Annotated in this window: 13 protein-coding genes; 5 read left to right on the top strand and 8 right to left on the bottom strand. The window is 47.7% G+C overall.

Annotated features, from left to right (window positions below; translation table 11 throughout):
• Positions 1-4: 4 nt before the first annotated feature.
• The 8 genes from leuS to A3Q3_RS0112495 all read right to left on the bottom strand — a co-directional run bounded on the left by leuS (position 5) and on the right by A3Q3_RS0112495 (position 13421).
• Positions 5-2668, bottom strand: coding sequence for a leucine--tRNA ligase (gene leuS / locus A3Q3_RS0112460; protein ID WP_020183925.1), 2664 nt, complete (start codon positions 2666-2668; stop codon positions 5-7).
• Positions 2669-2749: 81 nt separating this feature from the next.
• Positions 2750-5782, bottom strand: coding sequence for a hypothetical protein (locus A3Q3_RS0112465; RefSeq protein ID WP_157355119.1), 3033 nt, complete (start codon positions 5780-5782; stop codon positions 2750-2752).
• Between the two features lie 183 nt (positions 5783-5965).
• Positions 5966-7240 (bottom strand): hypothetical protein, encoded by a 1275-nt coding sequence (locus tag A3Q3_RS0112470; protein ID WP_020183927.1) that lies wholly within the window; start codon positions 7238-7240, stop codon positions 5966-5968.
• Between the two features lie 95 nt (positions 7241-7335).
• Positions 7336-7989 carry an adenylate kinase gene (gene adk / locus A3Q3_RS0112475; RefSeq protein WP_020183928.1) on the bottom strand — a complete coding sequence of 218 codons (654 nt, stop codon included), beginning with the start codon at positions 7987-7989 and terminating at the stop codon, positions 7336-7338.
• Between the two features lie 44 nt (positions 7990-8033).
• A complete protein-coding gene (rsmA, locus tag A3Q3_RS0112480) occupies positions 8034-8798 on the bottom strand; it encodes a 16S rRNA (adenine(1518)-N(6)/adenine(1519)-N(6))-dimethyltransferase RsmA (protein ID WP_020183929.1) in 765 nt (254 codons plus the stop codon).
• Positions 8795-9781 (bottom strand): 4-hydroxythreonine-4-phosphate dehydrogenase PdxA, encoded by a 987-nt coding sequence (pdxA, locus tag A3Q3_RS0112485; RefSeq protein WP_020183930.1) that lies wholly within the window; start codon positions 9779-9781, stop codon positions 8795-8797. Before pdxA ends, rsmA begins: the two co-directional genes overlap by 4 nt.
• Before the next feature lie 29 nt (positions 9782-9810).
• A complete protein-coding gene (locus A3Q3_RS0112490; protein ID WP_020183931.1) occupies positions 9811-11121 on the bottom strand; it encodes a peptidylprolyl isomerase in 1311 nt (436 codons plus the stop codon).
• Positions 11118-13421: an LPS-assembly protein LptD gene (locus tag A3Q3_RS0112495; protein WP_232418428.1), complete on the bottom strand. Its 2304-nt coding sequence runs from the start codon at positions 13419-13421 to the stop codon at positions 11118-11120. Before A3Q3_RS0112495 ends, A3Q3_RS0112490 begins: the two co-directional genes overlap by 4 nt.
• A 276-nt stretch (positions 13422-13697) precedes the next feature.
• Here A3Q3_RS0112495 and A3Q3_RS0112500 point away from each other — a divergent pair, with 276 nt between their 5' ends.
• The 5 genes from A3Q3_RS0112500 to A3Q3_RS0112520 are packed head-to-tail and all read left to right on the top strand — an operon-like array spanning position 13698 to position 19044.
• Positions 13698-14690, top strand: coding sequence for an aminoglycoside phosphotransferase family protein (locus tag A3Q3_RS0112500; RefSeq protein ID WP_020183933.1), 993 nt, complete (start codon positions 13698-13700; stop codon positions 14688-14690).
• A complete protein-coding gene (gene murU / locus A3Q3_RS0112505) occupies positions 14690-15382 on the top strand; it encodes an N-acetylmuramate alpha-1-phosphate uridylyltransferase MurU (RefSeq protein WP_020183934.1) in 693 nt (230 codons plus the stop codon). Before A3Q3_RS0112500 ends, murU begins: the two co-directional genes overlap by 1 nt.
• The gene (pepP, locus tag A3Q3_RS0112510; protein ID WP_020183935.1) at positions 15369-16694 is read left to right on the top strand and encodes a Xaa-Pro aminopeptidase; all 1326 of its coding nucleotides are present in this window, start codon (positions 15369-15371) and stop codon (positions 16692-16694) included. The genes murU and pepP overlap by 14 nt, the downstream gene beginning before the upstream one ends.
• The gene (locus tag A3Q3_RS0112515) at positions 16691-17848 is read left to right on the top strand and encodes an FAD-dependent monooxygenase (RefSeq protein ID WP_020183936.1); all 1158 of its coding nucleotides are present in this window, start codon (positions 16691-16693) and stop codon (positions 17846-17848) included. Before pepP ends, A3Q3_RS0112515 begins: the two co-directional genes overlap by 4 nt.
• A complete protein-coding gene (locus tag A3Q3_RS0112520; RefSeq protein ID WP_020183937.1) occupies positions 17848-19044 on the top strand; it encodes an FAD-dependent monooxygenase in 1197 nt (398 codons plus the stop codon). Before A3Q3_RS0112515 ends, A3Q3_RS0112520 begins: the two co-directional genes overlap by 1 nt.
• Positions 19045-19095: the final 51 nt, after the last annotated feature.

The following is a 19095-nucleotide window of genomic DNA, read 5'->3' on the forward strand; positions in this document are numbered from 1 at the left end:
CGTTTTATCCCACCACAATATTAATGAGTTTATTGGGTACTACAATAATTTTACGTACACTGGCATTTTCCAAATGCTTTTGCACAAATGGCTGGTTGACCGCAATCGCCTCAATTTGCGATTTTTCCATGCTCTTGGCAAGTGTAATGCTACCACGCAATTTGCCATTGACTTGCACCACGTACTCGACTTCATCTTGCACCATGGCGGATTGTAACGCTTCCGGCCAAGTGGCTTTGAGAATGTCCTCGCCAAACCCAAGCTCTTTCCACAATGTTTGCGTAATGTGTGGGGCAATGGGCGATAACAAGCGTAGCAAAATAGAAAAACCTTCAAATGCAACGGCTTGCCACTGTGGTTCGGCATCTTTTTGCACTTTTTCCAACGTATTGAGCAATTTCATGCTGCCAGAGGCCACAGTATTAAACTGCTGTCTGCCTAAGTCATAGCTGGCTTGTTTAAGTGTCATATGCACTTCACGTCTGGCTGCAGCTAGCCCGCCATTTAGTTTGCCGGAAATGGTTTGTTTTTCTTCGGGTGCTAATGTGTAAGCAAAACTCCATACGCGTCTTAAAAAGCGATGCGAGCCTTCGACACCACTGTCTGACCACTCCAGCGTTTGTTCCGGCGGTGCTGCAAACATCATGAAGAAACGCGCGGTGTCTGCACCGTACTGTTCAATTAAGGATTGTGGATCGACACCGTTGCGCTTCGACTTGGACATGGTGCCCATGCCTTGAAAATCGACAGGCAAGCCATCTTTAAGGGCTTTGGCGCCTGTAACTTTGCCATGTGCATCATGCAACAACTCCACTTCTTCTGGCGCAAAATACTCAATGCCGCCTTTGTCGGTACGGCGCGAGAAGATATGGTTGAGCACCATGCCTTGCGTCAGTAAGTTGGCAAATGGTTCGTCGTAATTCACCAAGCCTAAATCTCGCATCACCTTGCTCCAAAAACGGGAGTACAGCAGGTGTAAAATAGCGTGCTCAATGCCGCCAATATATTGGTCTACCGGCATCCAAGCGTTGGTCTCGCTATCCACCATCGCATCCGATTGAAAGCCACTGGCATAGCGTGCGTAGTACCAGCTGGAATCCACAAAGGTATCCATGGTGTCGGTTTCGCGCTGTGCAGGTTTGCCACAAGTCGGGCAAGTGCAATTGACAAAACTTTCTAATTTATTCAACGGGTTGCCTGAGCCATCAGGGACGCAGTCTTCCGGCAGTTTTACCGGTAATTGGTCATCGGGCACTGGTACATCACCACAGCTATCACAATGGATAATGGGGATAGGGCAGCCCCAATAGCGTTGACGAGATACGCCCCAATCACGTAAACGCCAATTGGTTTGCTTGTCACCTAAGCCTTTGGCGTTGAGGTCAGCAGCAATCATGTCAACAGCGGCTTCGTAATTCAGTTTATCGTATTTTCCTGACTTCCATAATTCTCCATGACTTCCAAATGCAGGATGCCAATCACTATCCCACATACTTTCCATTGGAATAGCATCTGAAGTGGTTTTAGTTTTGAGAGATGATTGTGATGACAGTCCTCCAGGAAGAATAACTGGTTTAATTGGCAAGCTATATTTTTTTGCAAAGCCAAAATCACGTTCGTCATGCGCGGGCACCGCCATTACTGCGCCTTCGCCGTAGGTCATCAGTACATAGTTACCTACCCATACTGGGATGCTTTCCCCAGTGAGTGGGTGCGTCACAGTGAGGCCGGTGTCCATGCCTTCTTTTTCCATGGTGGCCATGTCGGCTTCCATGACGGAGCCTTGTTTGCATTGCTCAATAAAAGCGGCCAATGCCGGATTGTTTTGTGCGGCGAGCGTGGCAAGTGGATGCTCAGCGGCCACCGCGCAAAATGTCACGCCCATGATGGTATCGGCACGGGTGGTGAATACCCATAGTTTGCCATCATCAATCAGCGCACCTTGTTTATCGGCAATGTTGTGGGTAAAAGCAAAACGTACACCCACACTTTTACCAATCCAGTTGGCTTGCATGGTTTTGACGCGCTCTGGCCAGCCCGGTAGCTTGTCTAAGTCATCCAGTAATTGCTGCGCATAGCCGGTGATGTTGAAGTAATAGCCAGGAATCTCACGCTTTTCTACCAATGCACCTGTGCGCCAACCACGGCCATCAATCACTTGCTCGTTGGCGAGTACAGTTTGGTCAACAGGATCCCAATTGACCACTTGTGTTTTTTTGTAGGCAATGCCTTTTTCCAGCATGCGTAAAAATAGCCATTGGTTCCATTTGTAATATTCAGGCTGGCAGGTAGCGAGCTCACGTGACCAGTCAATGGCAAAGCCAAGTGACTTGAGTTGCTTACGCATATACGCAATGTTGTCATAAGTCCACTTTGCTGGCGGCACATTGTTTTGAATCGCCGCGTTTTCAGCCGGTAAACCAAATGCATCCCAACCCATTGGCTGTAATACGTTGTAGCCTTTCATGTGATGAAACCGACTTAGCACATCGCCAATGGTGTAATTGCGCACATGCCCCATGTGTAATTTACCACTGGGGTAGGGGAACATGGATAAACAGTAGTATTTGGGTTTATCACTCGTGTATTTTGCGGCAAAACTTTGCTGCGTGTCCCACTGTTGTTGGGTTTGTTGTTCGATTTCTTTGAATGGATACTGCTGTTGCATGGTGGTTGAGCGCGAATTTGAATAAAACCGAATTATACCTTGAAACCCTTGCAGCGAATGAGGCTTGCAAGGCTAAATCCCTTAGTCTTGCTGGTAAGTCACTGTTAACTTTGTATCTGTGGGGAATGTGTTGGCCAATTTGACTGAAATCGGCTGATGGCCATCGATCACTACATGCATGGTGCCGTTGCGCCAATGCCAGTCTATGGTATATGCACCTACTTTAAGTCGCTCTACATCCATGTCGTGCGACATCCAATCTTGCGGAATACCACCGCCAATGACGAGTGTGTTTTTGTCGTGGCGGTGGTCAATATAACCCAGCATATCCATTTGCAGTAACGCCATTTCGGCTGCAGTCCAATAGTGTGGATTGACGCCTTTGGGTTTGACCCAGCCGCGCACATTTTGCCAGATGCCAAAGCTGTTTTCTTCGCCATCGCCCTCCCACCAGCTATAGAGATTGGGTGCGCTTTGGTGTGCCCAGAACCATGTTAATGTGGACCAAGCGCGCTCCGGGTGCCCCAAGTATAGCCATTGGTGTGACTCGGCTAGCTGGAAATATGTCCAAAGTGGGCGTTGCTTGAGTTGCTGAGCAGTGTCGTGCTGCGTGAGCCAGCGCTGCTCCAGTAGCGATTGCAATTTTGGCTCAACACCGGTAGCAATCCAGCTTGGCCAAAGTGCGCTGATGTAGGTGCGTTCATTGTCAATGTGAGGAGGAATAAAGGCTTTATCCCAAGCTGATTTGAGTTGTTTAGCGAGCCGTTGCCAGTGTTTTGCATCTTCATGTTTCTCTAAACGCGTTGCCATATCTGCGGCCTCCATCAGTCCAAGATAGCTTACGGCATTCACAAACAACAGCGGACGGTGGTGATCCATAATGCCAATGATGAGTCCATCTTTGGCTGGATCAGCAATCAGATGTTTATATGGGTCTCCCAGAAGTTGGGGGACCACTTTACCTTTAAAGTCGGCATCAATCTGGGTAGTCGTCGTTAGCATGCGCTCAATCAGTTGTGCTTTGCGTTGCATATGCGGCCACAGCCACTGGTCGTAATGGGCATCGTTGAGCTGCGAGGATACCTGATTCAGTGCCCATATTGCTAAACCTGGCGCATCTGCCTCTGCACCAAACCCACCAAAGAAATCTGTTTCGGCAAACTCTTGCGCCAGCGCTTTTGCTTTCTTAAGTTGCCCGGCTTTGGTCAGTGCCACTAGTGTATATGTGCCATCTCGTTGCCAAGCCAGCGGGTAATTGGTCGGGTCACCGGGGCGGGTTTCGTTGTTCACCAGTCCCATCATCATATGGGCAATTTGTGCATTCAGGCTGTCAGAAAAACGCGCGTCAGGTAGGTTGAGCTTGATATTTGCGCCAATGGCTTGCGTTGGCAATGTGTACGTTGCGAGTGATTTCAACGCTTGCATATTGACAATCGTTGGCTGGCTGGTATCCACTTGGATGCGTGCGAAAGCCCAGCCATCGTCACTTTTGATGGCCGTACGTTGGTTGCGCCCATACCAGCTATCTATGCCTTCGAGTCCTAATGTCACAAACTGCGGCTGGGGATTAAAAGTGACAGCCCAAGTATCATTAACAATCAGCTGCTGTTGCTCCCAGCGTATGCTATGAATTGGACCACCGGCCGGCCCTACGCTTCTAATTAGCATAGAGGCATCCAGCGTGCTAGGGTTGAAAAAATGCGTCTCATATTGCCAAGACTGATTTTCTTGAACACTGGCCGTGTTTTTGTAATAGGGTGTTTGCGTGGTGATAGCAGGCATGCCGGTGGCTGACCAATTGAACGATTGTTGTGTTTGCGACGAGGGCAATGTATCGCTGCTAGCCACTAAGGCATGCTGGGCGTCATTTAGCCAAATGGATAAGCCAAAACTTCCGACTTTCGGGCTAAAGCTACCACCCGGCTCAATATAAGATTTATCGCCTTCTGTGCTACCGGGAATAGCCAAGATGGCGTGGCTATTGTAGATAGACCATGGGTCGTTGGGACGCAGTTCTCGATGGTTAAGAACATCCTGGCGCGGTGAGACAGCAATGTCACTGGCTTTTTTAAACTGCTGCCAATTGTTAATCATGGATAATGGAATAAGTGCCAACGTAAGCGTAATGGCGACTGGACGCAGATTGCCAGTAAAGCCAAATGCAGCCAGACCAATGAGCAGCGGAAGAAAGTGGAGTGAGTATAAAAAGGTTTCTTCGCCATAAAGAATATGCAGACCAATTTGCCCTAGTAATGTCAGCCCTAAGGTCAGTTTGTAAGCTTTGGGGATATTTGAAATTAAGCAAGCGCCAACGCCCAGCCCCAACAACCCAGCCCAAAGCACGGTAGCAACTTTGCCCTGTAGCGTGGCAGAACCTAAGCTGGCCTCTTGAATAGAGACCATGGTCCAGTTAAATCCACCTTCGCCAAATATATGCGTATTAGGGAGCGTTAAGATGTCCGGTGTGATCATGCTGTGCGAGAAGATATTCACTAGCACCGCATAAATACGGTGAAAGTAGGGGTAGTACATATAATTGGCTTCTTCGTCATCGCCAATAAAAAAGCCGGCTGCGGGGAAAATCTGCTTTTCAACAAGCCAAAGTACTGTCACCAGTGCAAGTGCGGCAATCGTCAGCATAATTGCTCTGCGCTTAGGTTGCGTGGTGAAGGTTGCAAGTAGCCCGGACATCCAGTTGGTAATGGTGACGCTCATGGTAAATGCACTCATCCCAATATACGCTAGGGGTGATAGGCGGTGCTTGCTGGCTAGCATGGCTGCCATTAGTGCAGCCATGATACTGATTGAGCCCAGTGCGTAAGATTCTGGAGTTGGTAGCCAAAATAGCGTGGCGGCGCTGGACCACGCGAGCATGACGAGCAAAATAGCATCAATGCGACGACAGCCAAACACACACAGCAAGGCATAGAGCGTTAAACTCCACAACCCCGCAATGGCGGTGCTAACCAGCTGAATGGCCTCATAATCACTCAGGCCAAGTTTCATCAGAATATAGGTAGGCGGGTAGGTTTCAAATGAGAGTAACGGATGCACTTTTAATCGATTGTGCCCCCAGGCAAACCGATCAGTCATATTGTCGGTGATGCGTGGCATATCGCCTTGAAACCAAACATCTTCGCCATCTAACAGTAGGTGTGTTTCATGTAGGTTGTATACATGAAAATAAAATAGGCAACTGAATATAAAAATCGCACAACAGATAGCAAAGTCTTTTCCGCTTACCAGCCGTTGTAGCCGTTTGCGTAGAGATATATTGTTATTGTTAGTTGGCATTCGTTAGGGTGTGTTTAACTGGGAGAGGGGGGTGCCTACACTGGGCTGATTATGATGATGCAAGGGTTTAAATGTGTCTGTGGCTTGGTAAAACTGGTTGAGGTTATTGCATAGCAATATCGGGATCAGTACCAGAGCAAACGTCATGGCAATCTTTCGATATTGCGTCAGTGTGGTCAATGCCGTCAGTACAATGAGCAATGGCAGGAAGTGCAGGGTGTACAAAAAGGTTTCTTCACCATAGATAGAATGCAACAAGAATTGGCACAGCAGTGTCAGGCCTAATGTGAGTTTAAACGCGTTACTCAGTCTACATGAGAATAGAGACCACGCACCTAGGCCCAACATGACACTCCATAGGCTGGATGCAAGCGCACCTAATGTGCCAGATGAGCCAACTGCAGAGGATTGCATGCTTAGCATGGGCCAATTAAATTGGTTGTATTGGGTAATATTGAGTGCGGGCGTAATGGTGGAGTGAAAGAAAAACGTATTCAACACAGCGCCTAAACGTGCCATGGTGGGGGCAAATAAAAATTTATGCTCTTCACTCTCGCCGATAAAAAATCCGCTGGTGGGAAAAATCAGCTTTTGTAGCCCCCACAGCAGGGTGACCGCTAGTAGCGCAATCACAGAAACTTTCACCGCCCGTTTGAATGGAAGCGAGGTAAACGTACTAAATACGCCAGCCATCCAGTTGGTCACAGTGACGCTAAACGTGAATGCGCTGACGATAGCGTAAACACGATCGGGGACTTTTCTGTGCTGCGAGATGACGGTTAGCGTCAGTGCCAGCATGATACTGATGGAGCCTAGGGCATAGGTTTCCGATACACTTAACCAAAATAAGGCAGCCGAGCTACTCATGCCCAGTAGCGAAAATACAAAGGCATCTGTTCTGATGCATCCCATCAGGCGCAACAAACGATATAAACAGTATAACCACAGCGTAGCAATGCCAACAGTGACATACTTAATGGCTTTAGCATCGTCGGAGAAGATGTTTTTTAATACAAAGGTGGGTGGGTAGGTTTGCAGTGAATAAAGTGGGTGAACTTTTGCGCGGTAATGGCCAAATGCTAGGCGATTATTCATGTTGCCATACACGCGCCCAATATCGCCCTGAAACCAGACATTGTCACCATATTGAGGCAGATCCGTATCGTGCTGATCATATAAGTAACTGAAAGCAAAGAATAAGCAGAGCGTGGCCGCTAGTGCGAGCAATCGCTTTTGCCAGCGATTTTTTTCTAGCCAAGTATTTAAATCAACAGTCATCAAAGAAGAACACTCCTCATGAATGGTGCGTACACAGTGTTGTTACATGGCGTTATGCACCATGGAAAATACGGTATTTTCCATGGTCGTCACGGCTATTTTAATTGCGTAAAAATTTGATCGCGAATGGTATTCATGTCGCCAATGCCATTCACTTTTACGTACTTAGGCGCACCGCCAGTACCAGAATTTGCCCAGTCTGAATAATAACCTACCAATTGCTTGGTTTGTGCGTGATAAACGTTTAACCGATTCTTCACGACCTCTTCTTTATCATCCTCGCGTTGTACCAAATCTTCACCGGTGATGTCGTCTTTGCCTTCTACTTTAGGTGGGTTGAAAACCACGTGATACGTGCGGCCTGAAGTAGGATGTGAGCGGCGACCGCTCATGCGTTCTACAATCGCGGCATCAGGCACATCAATTTCAACCACGTAATCAATCATCACGCCAGCTTGCTTCATGGCTTCTGCTTGTGGAATGGTGCGCGGAAAGCCATCAAATAAAAACCCTGCTTGGCAGTCAGCATCTTTGATACGCTCTTTCACTAGGCCAATAATCACTTCATCTGGCACTAAACCGCCTGCATCCATAAACTTTTTGGCTTCTAAACCCAATGTGGTGCCGGCTTTCACTGCCGCACGTAACATGTCTCCGGTAGAGATTTGTGGGATGCTGAATTTTTCTTTGATGAAGGTTGCTTGAGTGCCTTTGCCCGCGCCTGGCGCACCTAGCAGAATTAAACGCATGATCAGTTCCTTAAATTACGATTGTTTACAAAAATACCATTATATCAGGCGAGGAAATTTGCAATAGCCACAAATTGGGCTACGCTTAAATTTTCAGCGCGTAACTGTGAGTCAATGTCCAGTTGTGCAAAGCCGGCATCGTCCAGCAATCCTTTCAGCGTATTGCGTAAGGTTTTTCTGCGCTGACCAAAGGCCGCCAATACCACTTTAGCAAATAATTGCGGGTCTTTTGCTACAAAAGGTACGGTTTGATAGGGTACGCAACGCACAAACGCAGACTCTACTTTCGGCGCGGGGTCAAATGCTTCCGGAGGCACCGTGATTAAATATTCCATTTGCAAATGGTATTGCAGCATGACCGAAAGTCGGCCATACGCCGCAGTAGAGGGGGCGGCGACCATGCGCTCAACCACTTCTTTTTGCAGCATAAAGTGCATATCAATAATACCCGTTACGTTATCCAGTAAGTGAAACAGAATTGGGCTGGAAATGTTATACGGTAAATTACCTACTACTCGAATGCGCTCGCCAATACTGCGGAAGTCGAATTTCAGTACATCGGCATGATGGATGTTCACTTTGTCGGCTGGATAGGTCTTCTGCATCCATTGAATAATGTCGCGATCAATCTCCACCACATGCAGTTGCTGCAGTTGTTTCAGCAAGGGCTGCGTCAATGCGCCGAGTCCAGGCCCAATTTCCACCATCAAATCATTCACTTCAGGGTGAATTGCCTCTACTAGGCTATTGATAATGGCTTGGTCGGTCAGGAAGTTTTGGCCGAATCTTTTTTTAGCAAGATGTTTCATTGTGTGTGTTGTGCGATGTCGATGGCGAGTTGAATGGCTGCGAGTAAGCTACCCACTTCTGCTTTGCCTGTGCCGGCAATATCGAGCGCCGTGCCGTGATCGACCGAGGTGCGGATAATCGGTAAGCCTAAGGTCACGTTAACGCCCGCGCCGAAACTGGCATACTTCAATACTGCTAGTCCTTGGTCGTGGTACATGGCCAAGAATGCGTCAGCCTCTTCAATATTTTTTGGGGAATACATCGTGTCTGCAGGTAACGGGCCAATCAGTTGCATGCCTTGTGCGCGCAAGCTGTTAAGCACGGGAGTAATCGTAGCAATTTCCTCGTTGCCCAAATAGCCGCCTTCGCCGGCATGTGGATTTAATCCGGCCACAAAAATTTTGGGGGATGCAATGCCAAATCGTTGCTGTAAATCGTGATGCAGAATTTGAATCGTTTGCGTTAATGACTCAGTCGTAACAGCAGCGCTAACTTGTGTCAGGGGTAAGTGAATTGTAGCCAGCGCAACGCGCATGCCGCCACCTACCAGCATCATCACCACACGTTCCGTATGCGTATACTCTGCCAAAAATTCAGTATGCCCAGTAAACGCAATGCCTGCATCGTTGATAATACTTTTTTGTACGGGGGCGGTTACCATTGCATCGAAGCGATTTTCTAAACAACCATCCATCGCCACTTTGAGCGTATGCAATACATAAGGACTATTATTTGCGTCGAGCTTGCCAGTCACAATGGAGGCTGCACTGGGTACATGCGATACTCGCAATGTGCTGTTTCCGGAATGCTCAGGCTGTGATGCAGAATAGGGATGAATCGTCAACGGTAAGTGGAGTTGCGCCGCACGCGCTAATAGCGCATCTGCATCTGCAATGACGGTAACCTGTGCACTTAGCGGGGTTTGTGCCAGCATGACACATAAGTCTAGCCCAATACCTGCAGGCTCCCCAGCGGTAACGGCGATACGTGGTAGTGCGTTCACAGGGCGCCTAAGTCGTGGTGGTGAATACGTTAAAATTTATCTTCAAGACGCATCTCAACGTAGGCTTTATCACGCAGTTCGCGAATCCAGTCGTTGTAAGCTTCTTCTGCCTTGCGTGCGCGAATCTCTTGGCGTGCTTTTAAACGCGCCGCTTCTTTGGACATGTCTTGTTCGCGGCGCTCTAACACCTGGATAATGTGCCAGCCAAATGGCGTTAACACTGGCGGGCTGATTTCGCCTAAACCTAAGCTGTTCATTTCTTTTTCAAAGGCAGGTACGGTGTCGCCTGGGTTAACCCAGCCTAGATCGCCGCCATTACTGGCGCTGCCGTCTTCTGAATACTGTCTAGCCATTTCTTCAAACTTTGTGCCGTTTTCAATACGTTCTTTAATGCCTTCGATCTTGCGCTTGGCTTCGCTCTCGGAAACCACTTCACTTTGTTTGAGTAAAATATGGCGTACATGGGTTTGGTTGACCACTAAACTTGAGGCACCGGTACGTCTATCATTTAGTTTGAGAATGTGAATGCCGCTTTGGCTACGGAAAGGTGGCGAGACGGCGCCAACGGCTAATGTCTTTACCGCCTCAAAAAAAGCGGGGGGTACCTGACTTGCATTACGCCAACCAAGGCCGCCGCCATCCAATGCATTGGGTGCATCTGAGTAGGTGGCTGAAGCTTCGGAAAAGCTCATGCCGCCGTCAAGTGCTTTCAGCATTTCTTCTGTTTTTGTACGCGCTTTTTGAATATCTTCGGGTGTGGCGTCTTCTGGCAAGCGGATTAGAATATGAGAGATATCAAAATCGTCTTGCTCGCCCGTGCGGCTGGCTTGCGTGGTTAAGTAGTTATCCACTTCGCCTTCGGAAATCGTTACGCGATTATCCACTTCACGTTCTCTGAGTCGAGAAAGGGTAATTTCACTACGAATGTCTTCACGGAATTTAATGAAGCTGACGCCGTCAGCCTGTAATACTTTTTTGAACTCGGCCAAGCTTAATTTATTTTGTTCGGCAATGCGCTCCAATGTTTTATCAAGCTGCCCATCGTCGACCTTGATACCGGTTTGCGCTGCCAGTTGTAATTGCAGGCTATCTACAATCAAACGTTCCAACACTTGTTTTTGCAATACGTCTTTTGCCGGAAGCTCGCCGCCACGCTTTTCGATTTGAGAGGTGATGCTTTTCATTCGATCAATCAACTCTTGCTCAGTGACGACCGACTGGTCTACCACTGCGATGATGCGATCCATTTTTTCAATGTCAGCAGGTTTTGCAAATAACTGGTTATTTGCAATCATGCCAAAAAGTAAGCCAATAGCGGCAATAGAATGTGTTAATTTCATTGGTTGTAATTTTGCTGTCTGTAATTACTCGGAATCTCGCCGCTAGATAGATAGCCCGGAATATCCCGACGTAATAAATTGAGTGGATTGGAGCCGATGGACGCTAGCCCACCTAACTCAAGTTGAAAGAAAAACCCATAGTTGGCGTCCGCTGTGGCGGTTTCTACACGTTGCACTACAGCACGCGCTTGCCAACAGCCAGCGTCATATTCTACCCCAGCCAAGCTCTCAATGGCATTTTTATCACGTATGGAGTAGTTGTAACGTCCAACGCCATACCAGCCCTTGCCCAAGGGCCATTGGCCGGAGACGTTAATTTGTTCCAGAAAGTTTTGTGTGTAGCGGTAACCCATGTTCAATAGCTTGCCTGGCTCCGGATTGTAGCGGGCGAGTAAATTAGATCGGGTCATACTTGAGGCGTCCGGATCATATTGCCAGAATGCATCTAGATTCCACTTGCTGGAAAGCCTTGCCGTAAACCCGGCAATGATGTCCGATGTTTTGCGGTTTGTTGCGGTAACGCCCGGTAAATATACCTTTTGATCTTGGAAATAATAACGTTGACCAACCGTGGCAGAAATACGTTCAATGCCAGTATCGCTATCAATAAAGCGCGTGGTCATTGCAAGGCTCACTTGATTGGCATTGTTAACGCGATCGCTCCCCGTGAACTGGTTCTCAGTAAACATTGTTGTCAGGTTAAGGTCGGCCAGCGATGAGTCAAAAACGGGAATGCGGCTTTGGTCATCATAGGGGATATACACATAGTACAGTCTTGGCTCTATGGTCTGCGTATATTCTTTACCCAAAAAAGTAGACTCTTTATCAATGTATAAGCCGCTATCCAAGCTAAAAATCGGCAAAGTACGCGTGAGCGTGTTTTCACTCACGGTTTGCCCATTCACCGTAAAGTCGTTGTCGTTTAAATGATAGCTGGATGCATGTAACCCAAGTTTAGGTGTGATAAAACCGTAGCTGCTTGTGAACGGTACATTGATAGACGGGTAAGCGACAATCCGATTGCCGGTGGCGGCTTTAGGCGCGTTATTGTTGCGGTCAAAATAAGTCCATTGGCTAAACAACTCGCCATTGGCGTATTGCCATTCTTTATTGCCAGACAGTGTCAGCTGTGGCAGACGCTCGTACGGAAACGATAAATCATCCAAGGTTTGGTATTTTTGCGCCAAGGCGTTGAAGCTCCAGACATCATCCTGATAATCCACAAAGCCTTCTTGTGGTAAGTTCACCCGGCTGGTGCTGACGATGCGCGTCGACATTTCAGAGAAGTATTGATCGTCTGATACTTTTTCAATGTTATAACCCGCTGACCACCCTCCGCCAAAAAGATGGCGATGCATGAAGTTGGCGTAGTAGCGGTTTTCGTTGCTCAGGCTATCTTTATTCAGATATTCCAAGCTATTAATACCGGAGTAGGACTCATCCAAATAGCGGAACTCGCCTTGCAGTTGTAGGCCGCGCTTACTTAAATAGCGCGTAGCAAGTGTGGCGTCCATGTCCGGACGGATATTCCAGTAGTAGGGCGTTAATACCTCAAAACCGCTGCGGGACGTGGTGCCAATCGTGGGTGCCAATAAGCCCGATTTACGCTGATTGTTGAATGAGAAGCTCAGCCAAGGCGTGTATAGCAGCGGTACACCTTTAAATTCCACATATGCATTTTTGGCCACACCGGATTGCGTGTAATCGTCTAGTTCTAAATCGTTGGCTTTAATATACCAATCATCCACCCCTGCTTCACAGGTGGTATAACGCGCACCTTTTAAGCGTTTTTTGTCTTGCCCTTCAAACAGCACCAGCTTTGCATCGCCACGAGAGCCTTCCAAATTGCGGGTCAGCGTTGGCGTGTTGCTTAAAGCGTTGTTGTTATCTAGATAACGTTTTGGATCGCTAAAAATAACCGATTGATCATTCAGCAGTGTGGAGGAGTTGCTAGTGTTGTCTGGTTGCGGGCTTTTGTTAAAGGTAATGGAGGCATCGCGCATTTCGCCGATACTTTCACTCAAGCGCATCTTAAGTGCAGGCCCTGTGATGTTGCCATTGTCGATCTCAATTTTTACATTGCCATTGACTTGCAACTCATCGTTTTGTACATCGTATTCAATTTGATCGCCATAGACTTTTTGATCGCCTCTGGTGATGACTGCATTGCCACTGGCACGCATTTTTCGGTCTAAATATAAATCCAGCTTATCGCCTTCAATTTCAATGGCGCCGGGTAACGCAACGGATTCTTGTGAATCTTCAGAAGTGGCAGGCGTGTCTGTGCTCGTTTCTGCCATAGAGACACTGCTCATTGCCAGCGTCAGCATAGCAAGAATGAATAGCATTCCTTGATTGTGAAATTGAGATTGGTGTGTTAACAAAGCAGGATTTTTTAAATGACTGGTAATAAATAGTCGCGTTAATTTTTAAGAATAATACAGTGTATTTCGCATGAGTGATAAAATCGCATAAAACCTCGTTTTAATCAATAAAAAATTCGTGTTTCAGCATAAGTCAGGCTACTCAAATACTAGTCGGCAATGCTGATGTGGCTTACTTAAATAGGGCAAAGTGTGGATAGAAAACAGCAATTAGAAGCTTGGCTTCAGCAAGTATTGGGTAATGATGATTTCACTTTGACGACAGCATCGGCGGATGCCAGTTTTAGACGTTATTTCAGAGTGCATACTGCCAGTCGCACCATGATTGCCATGGATGCACCACCACCGCAGGAGGATTGCCGGCCTTTTGTACGTGTCGCTAAATTGCTGCTGGCCGCGGAGCTTAATGTACCGGAAATTTTGGCAGAAGAAATCCAATTGGGCTTTTTGTTGTTAAGTGATCTAGGCGATACGACATATCTTTCAGTATTAAATGTAGAGAATGCACCGCGCTTGTATGGCGATGCAACGCAAGCATTGATTAAAATGCAGTTGGCGAGTCAGCCAGACGCGTTGCCACCCTATGATGAAGCGTTACTAACCAGAGAGATGCAGCTGTTTCCAGACTGGTATTTGGTGAAGCATTTAAATGTAGTACTCGATGAAGCGCAGACAAAAGTATTGCAACAGACGTTTGCTTTACTCAATCAAAATATTTTGGCACAGGCTAAGGTCACGGTGCACCGTGACTACCATTCACGCAATTTGATGGTATGTGATCACAATCCTGGCATTCTCGATTTTCAGGATGCAGTCTACGGCCCAATTACCTACGATTTGGTGTCTTTGCTGAAAGATGCCTATATCGTTTGGGATGAAGAACAAGTGATTGATTGGGTTGCACGGTATTGGCAATCCGCCAAAAAAGCGGGCCTGCCAGTGTCGGCAGACTTTGGTGAGTTCTATCGCGATTTTGAATGGATGGGGGCACAGCGTCATATTAAAGTGCTTGGTATTTTTGCGCGCTTGTATCATCGCGATGGCAAAGATGGGTACCTAAAAGACATGCCATTAGTGATGGCGTATTTACGAAAAGTGTGTGGGCGTTATGTGGAGCTGAAGCCAATGCTGAAGTTATTGAATGCATTGGAAGGCTTGGAAGACAAAGCAGGGTTTACGTTCTGATGAAAGCCATGATCTTAGCGGCTGGTCGTGGCGAGCGTATGCGTCCGTTAACAGATCACACACCTAAGCCCTTGCTCAACGTAGGTGGCAAGCCGCTCATTGTTTGGCATATAGAGCGTTTGGCGCATGCAGGATTTCGTGAGATCGTGATCAATCATGCCCATCTAGGTACGCAAATTGAACAGGCATTGGGGAACGGCGCACAATGGAACGTGTCCATTCAATACAGCCCAGAGGCAGTAGCGCTAGAAACGGCGGGTGGTATTGCTAATGCGTTGCCTTTGCTAGGAGATGCGCCGTTTTGTGTGGTGAACGGGGATGTATTTAGCACTTATGATTTCACGCAACTAAGCGTTAAGGCGCACGCCGTGTTGCGTGGCGATGCACTGGCGCATTTGGTGTTGGTCGATAATCCATCGCAGCATCCAAACGGTGATTTTGCGATTACGGATGAGATGTTGCAAAATGCAGGGGAGGAGATGCTGACTTTCTCTGGTATTGGCGTGTATCAGCCGACGTTATTTGCAGAGATTGTGAGGGGGCATGCCGCCAAGCTGGCACCTTTAATTAGGCAAGCCATCACACAAGGTAAGGCGACCGCTGAACACTATACGGGTATTTGGCATGATATTGGCACCCCGCAAAGATTAACAGAATTAGATATTTGGTTAACTAGAGATGACAATCAATAGCATGGCAATCAATAGCGAAGAATTTAAGCGGCGTCGGCAAGCACTGATGGCGCGCATGGGCGATGGGATTGCTGTGATTCCGACTTCGCCGGAAGCGATACGTAATCGTGATAGTCATTATCCATACCGGTTTGATAGTTATTTTTATTATTTAACTGGGTTTACTGAACCTGAGGCATTGCTAGTTGTGATTGCTGGTCAGCAGCCCAAGACCATTTTGTTTTGCCGCGATAAAGACATTGAGCGTGAGATTTGGGATGGTTTTCGCTTTGGTCCCGATGCCGCTAAAACAGAGTTTGCGCTTGATGAAGCCTATTCGATATCACAAATTGACACGCTGCTGCCACAATTGTTGGCCAATCAACCCACACTATTTTACAGCTTGGGGGCAGATGCTATTTGGGATGCAAAGGTCACGCAGTGGCTCAATACCGTCAAAATGCAGGCGCGTACTGGTGTGAGTGCGCCGGATACAATGATTGATATACGTCAGTATGTTGATGCGATGCGCTTGATAAAATCGCCCTTTGAAATCGACCTCATGCGGCGCAGTGCCAATATTGCAGCACAAGCACATAACCGTGCCATGCAAAAAGCCGCGCCGGGCAAAATGGAATATGAAATAGAAGCAGAATTTTTACATGAGTTTTACCGCCACGGTGCACAAGCGCCTGCCTATACCAGTATTGTTGCCGGAGGTGCCAATGCATGTACTTTGCATTATAACGCCAACAATTGTGTACTCAATGATGGAGATTTGTTGTTGATTGATGCGGGCTGTGAACTGCATGGCTATGCCAGTGATATCACACGCGCATTTCCAGTGAATGGGAAATTCACCGGACCACAAAAAACCTTATATGAGATTGTGTTGGCAGCACAATTGGCAGCGATTGAAGCGGCCAAGCCGGGCAACCACTGGAACGCCCCCCACGAAGCGGCATTGGATGTGTTGGTACAGGGCTTTATTGATGAAAAGCTATGTCATGGTAGCAAAGAGGCTGTGATTGAAACTGCGAGCTATCGTCAGTTTTATATGCATCGCACCGGGCATTGGTTAGGGTTGGATGTACATGATGCCGGTGAGTACAAAACCAAAGCGGGTGACTGGGCAATATTAGAAGAAGGTAATGTGCTTACCGCTGAACCGGGCTGCTATGTGCGGCCAGCTGACAATGTGCCAGAACACTTTTGGAATATTGGGATTCGAATCGAGGATGATGTGTTGATTACATCGCAGGGCAACGAAGTGCTGACGCAAGCTGCGATTAAATCTGTCGCCGATATTGAAACCTACATGCAGCGTACATGAATACGACCGATGCCATTGTCATTGTGGGCGGAGGGCCAGTAGGGTTGGCGCTAGCACTGGCTCTGCAACAAAAAGCGATACCGTTCAAAGTGTTGGAGGCGCGCCCGCAAGGTGCTGCGCATCAAGATACACGTGCGCTTGCTCTCTCTTATGGTACTAAGTTGATTTTAGAGCGGTTGGGCGTGTGGGCGCAGGTCGAACCACATGCGACGGCAATTCAAACCATTCATATTTCGCAGCGTGGTGGTTTGGGTCGCACCAAGCTGCAGGCGCAAGAACATCAATTGCCGGCGTTGGGTTATGTGGTTTCCTACGGTGCATTAATGCAAGCGTTAGACAGTGCGATTGACCATCAGCGTGTGTTGTATCAAGCAGCAGCGCGCGCAATTTTGCCGAGAGATCATCACGCCGAAGTAAGTTTTGAAGTGGCAGGTAAGACAGAGCAATTGCGTAGCGCCTTGCTAGTGATTGCCGATGGCGGGCGCAGCCTAGAAGATGTTCCGGGATTGATGCGCGAAACCAAAGCGTATGGTCACGATGCATTGGTAAGTAAAGTCAAAGCTGAGATGTCTCACAACAATGTTGCCTATGAGCGGTTTACCGCTACCGGACCAATGGCGTTGCTACCAAACGGTGCAAGTGATTTCTCACTGGTCTGGACTGGTGAGAAAGACATGGTTGATCGTTTGTTGACATTGGATGATGCAACATTTTTATCTGAACTGCATGCAGCAGTTGGCGATCGTGTTGGCCAGTTTTTGAGTATTGAAAAGCGCATGAGTTTTCCGCTAAAGCTTAGTAGCTTAAGCATGACGGATGCCGCGCATGTGGTGGTGATTGGTAATGCCGCACAGACCATGCACCCGGTTGCGGGGCAAGGGTTTAATGTGGGCATGCGTGATGCTTGGACACTTGTGGATTTGATTGCAAATACAAGTGCAGCGCAATTGGGCGGTGCACCCATGCTGGCAGAGTATCGTCAACGTAGACAAGCCGATACCCGTGGCGGATTGTTATTCACAGACTTTTTGGTCAATGTATTCACCAATCAAACACTAGGCGTTGCAAGCTTGCGTGGCTTGGGGTTGGCAATGTTGCAGCATTTCCCGCCTATTAAACGTGTATTGGTCAATAAAATGAGTTTTGGTAAATAATGACCAGCACAGCAAAAAAAACAGCGCAAATCATTGAAGCCGATATCGTGATTGTTGGTGCCGGTCTTGTTGGTTTGACTGCTGCGATTGCCATGGCAAAGCAGCACAAGCGTGTGGTGCTGGTGGATAGTCGTCCGCCAAAAAATGATGTGCCATCTTCTCATTCATGGGACGCTAGAATCTATGCCCTCACCGAAAACACGATAGCGTGGCTGAAAACATTGGGTATTTGGGCCAAGCTAGATACCGCACGTGTTAATCCTATTGACGCCATGGAACTATGGGATCCGCAGCACGGTGCTCAACTGATGTTACGCGCTGAAGATGCCAACCTATTGCACATGGGCTGTATTTTAGAAAATAGCAATTTGATGCGTGCGTGTATACAAGCGCTGGCTGATTTGCATTTGGATGTCACAATCGCCAACCCTATCAGCATTCAACATCAAGCGCAGTGCGTAGATTTGCTGCTAGATAACAAGCAAACTGTGCGCGCCAAACTGATGATTGCTGCGGATGGTGTGCATTCCTGGGTGCGCCAGCAGATGCAGATCGGCGTGTCTTTGAAATCATTTCAACAAACAGCTATTGTGGCCAATTTTCATGCGGAACTCCCGCATCGCGATGTTGCCAAACAGTGGTTCCAGTCACATGAAACATTAGCCTTATTGCCGCTGCCTAATCAAGTGGTATCTATGGTGTGGTCTGTGACACATGCGCGCGCGCAAGCCTTATTGGCATTATCAGAAGCGGCTTTAGCGCAGGCAGTCAGAGATAGCAGCCATGATGTAACAGGATCGCTTAGATTATGCGGTGAGGTATTATCGTTTGATTTAAATCAGCAAACTGCGCAGACTTTTATTGGCGATCGTGTAGTGTTGGTAGGCGATGCTGCGCATCAGGTACATCCCATGGCCGGGCAGGGCGTTAATTTAGGGTTTCGTGATGTAATGCAATTGACAGAAATGACGACTAAGCTAAGTGTCATGCACGATATTGGCGATAGTGGCTTTCTACGTAGCTATGTGCGTACGCGTCAGTTAGATATTACACGCATGAATACACTAACGTCAGGTTTGGATGCCTTGTTCGCAACCTCTGCTGGCTGGCTGCAAGCGCTGACAGGACATGGCATGCAGGCGATTAATCGCCAAGCATGGTTGAAAAAATATTTGGTGCAGGCGGCCACTTTATAACGCTATACTGGCTAATTACAAGATTGGTAGATGGCGAATTTTTTAAGAAAG

Source organism: Methylotenera sp. 1P/1, from assembly GCF_000384355.1.
Lineage (GTDB): Bacteria > Pseudomonadota > Gammaproteobacteria > Burkholderiales > Methylophilaceae > Methylophilus.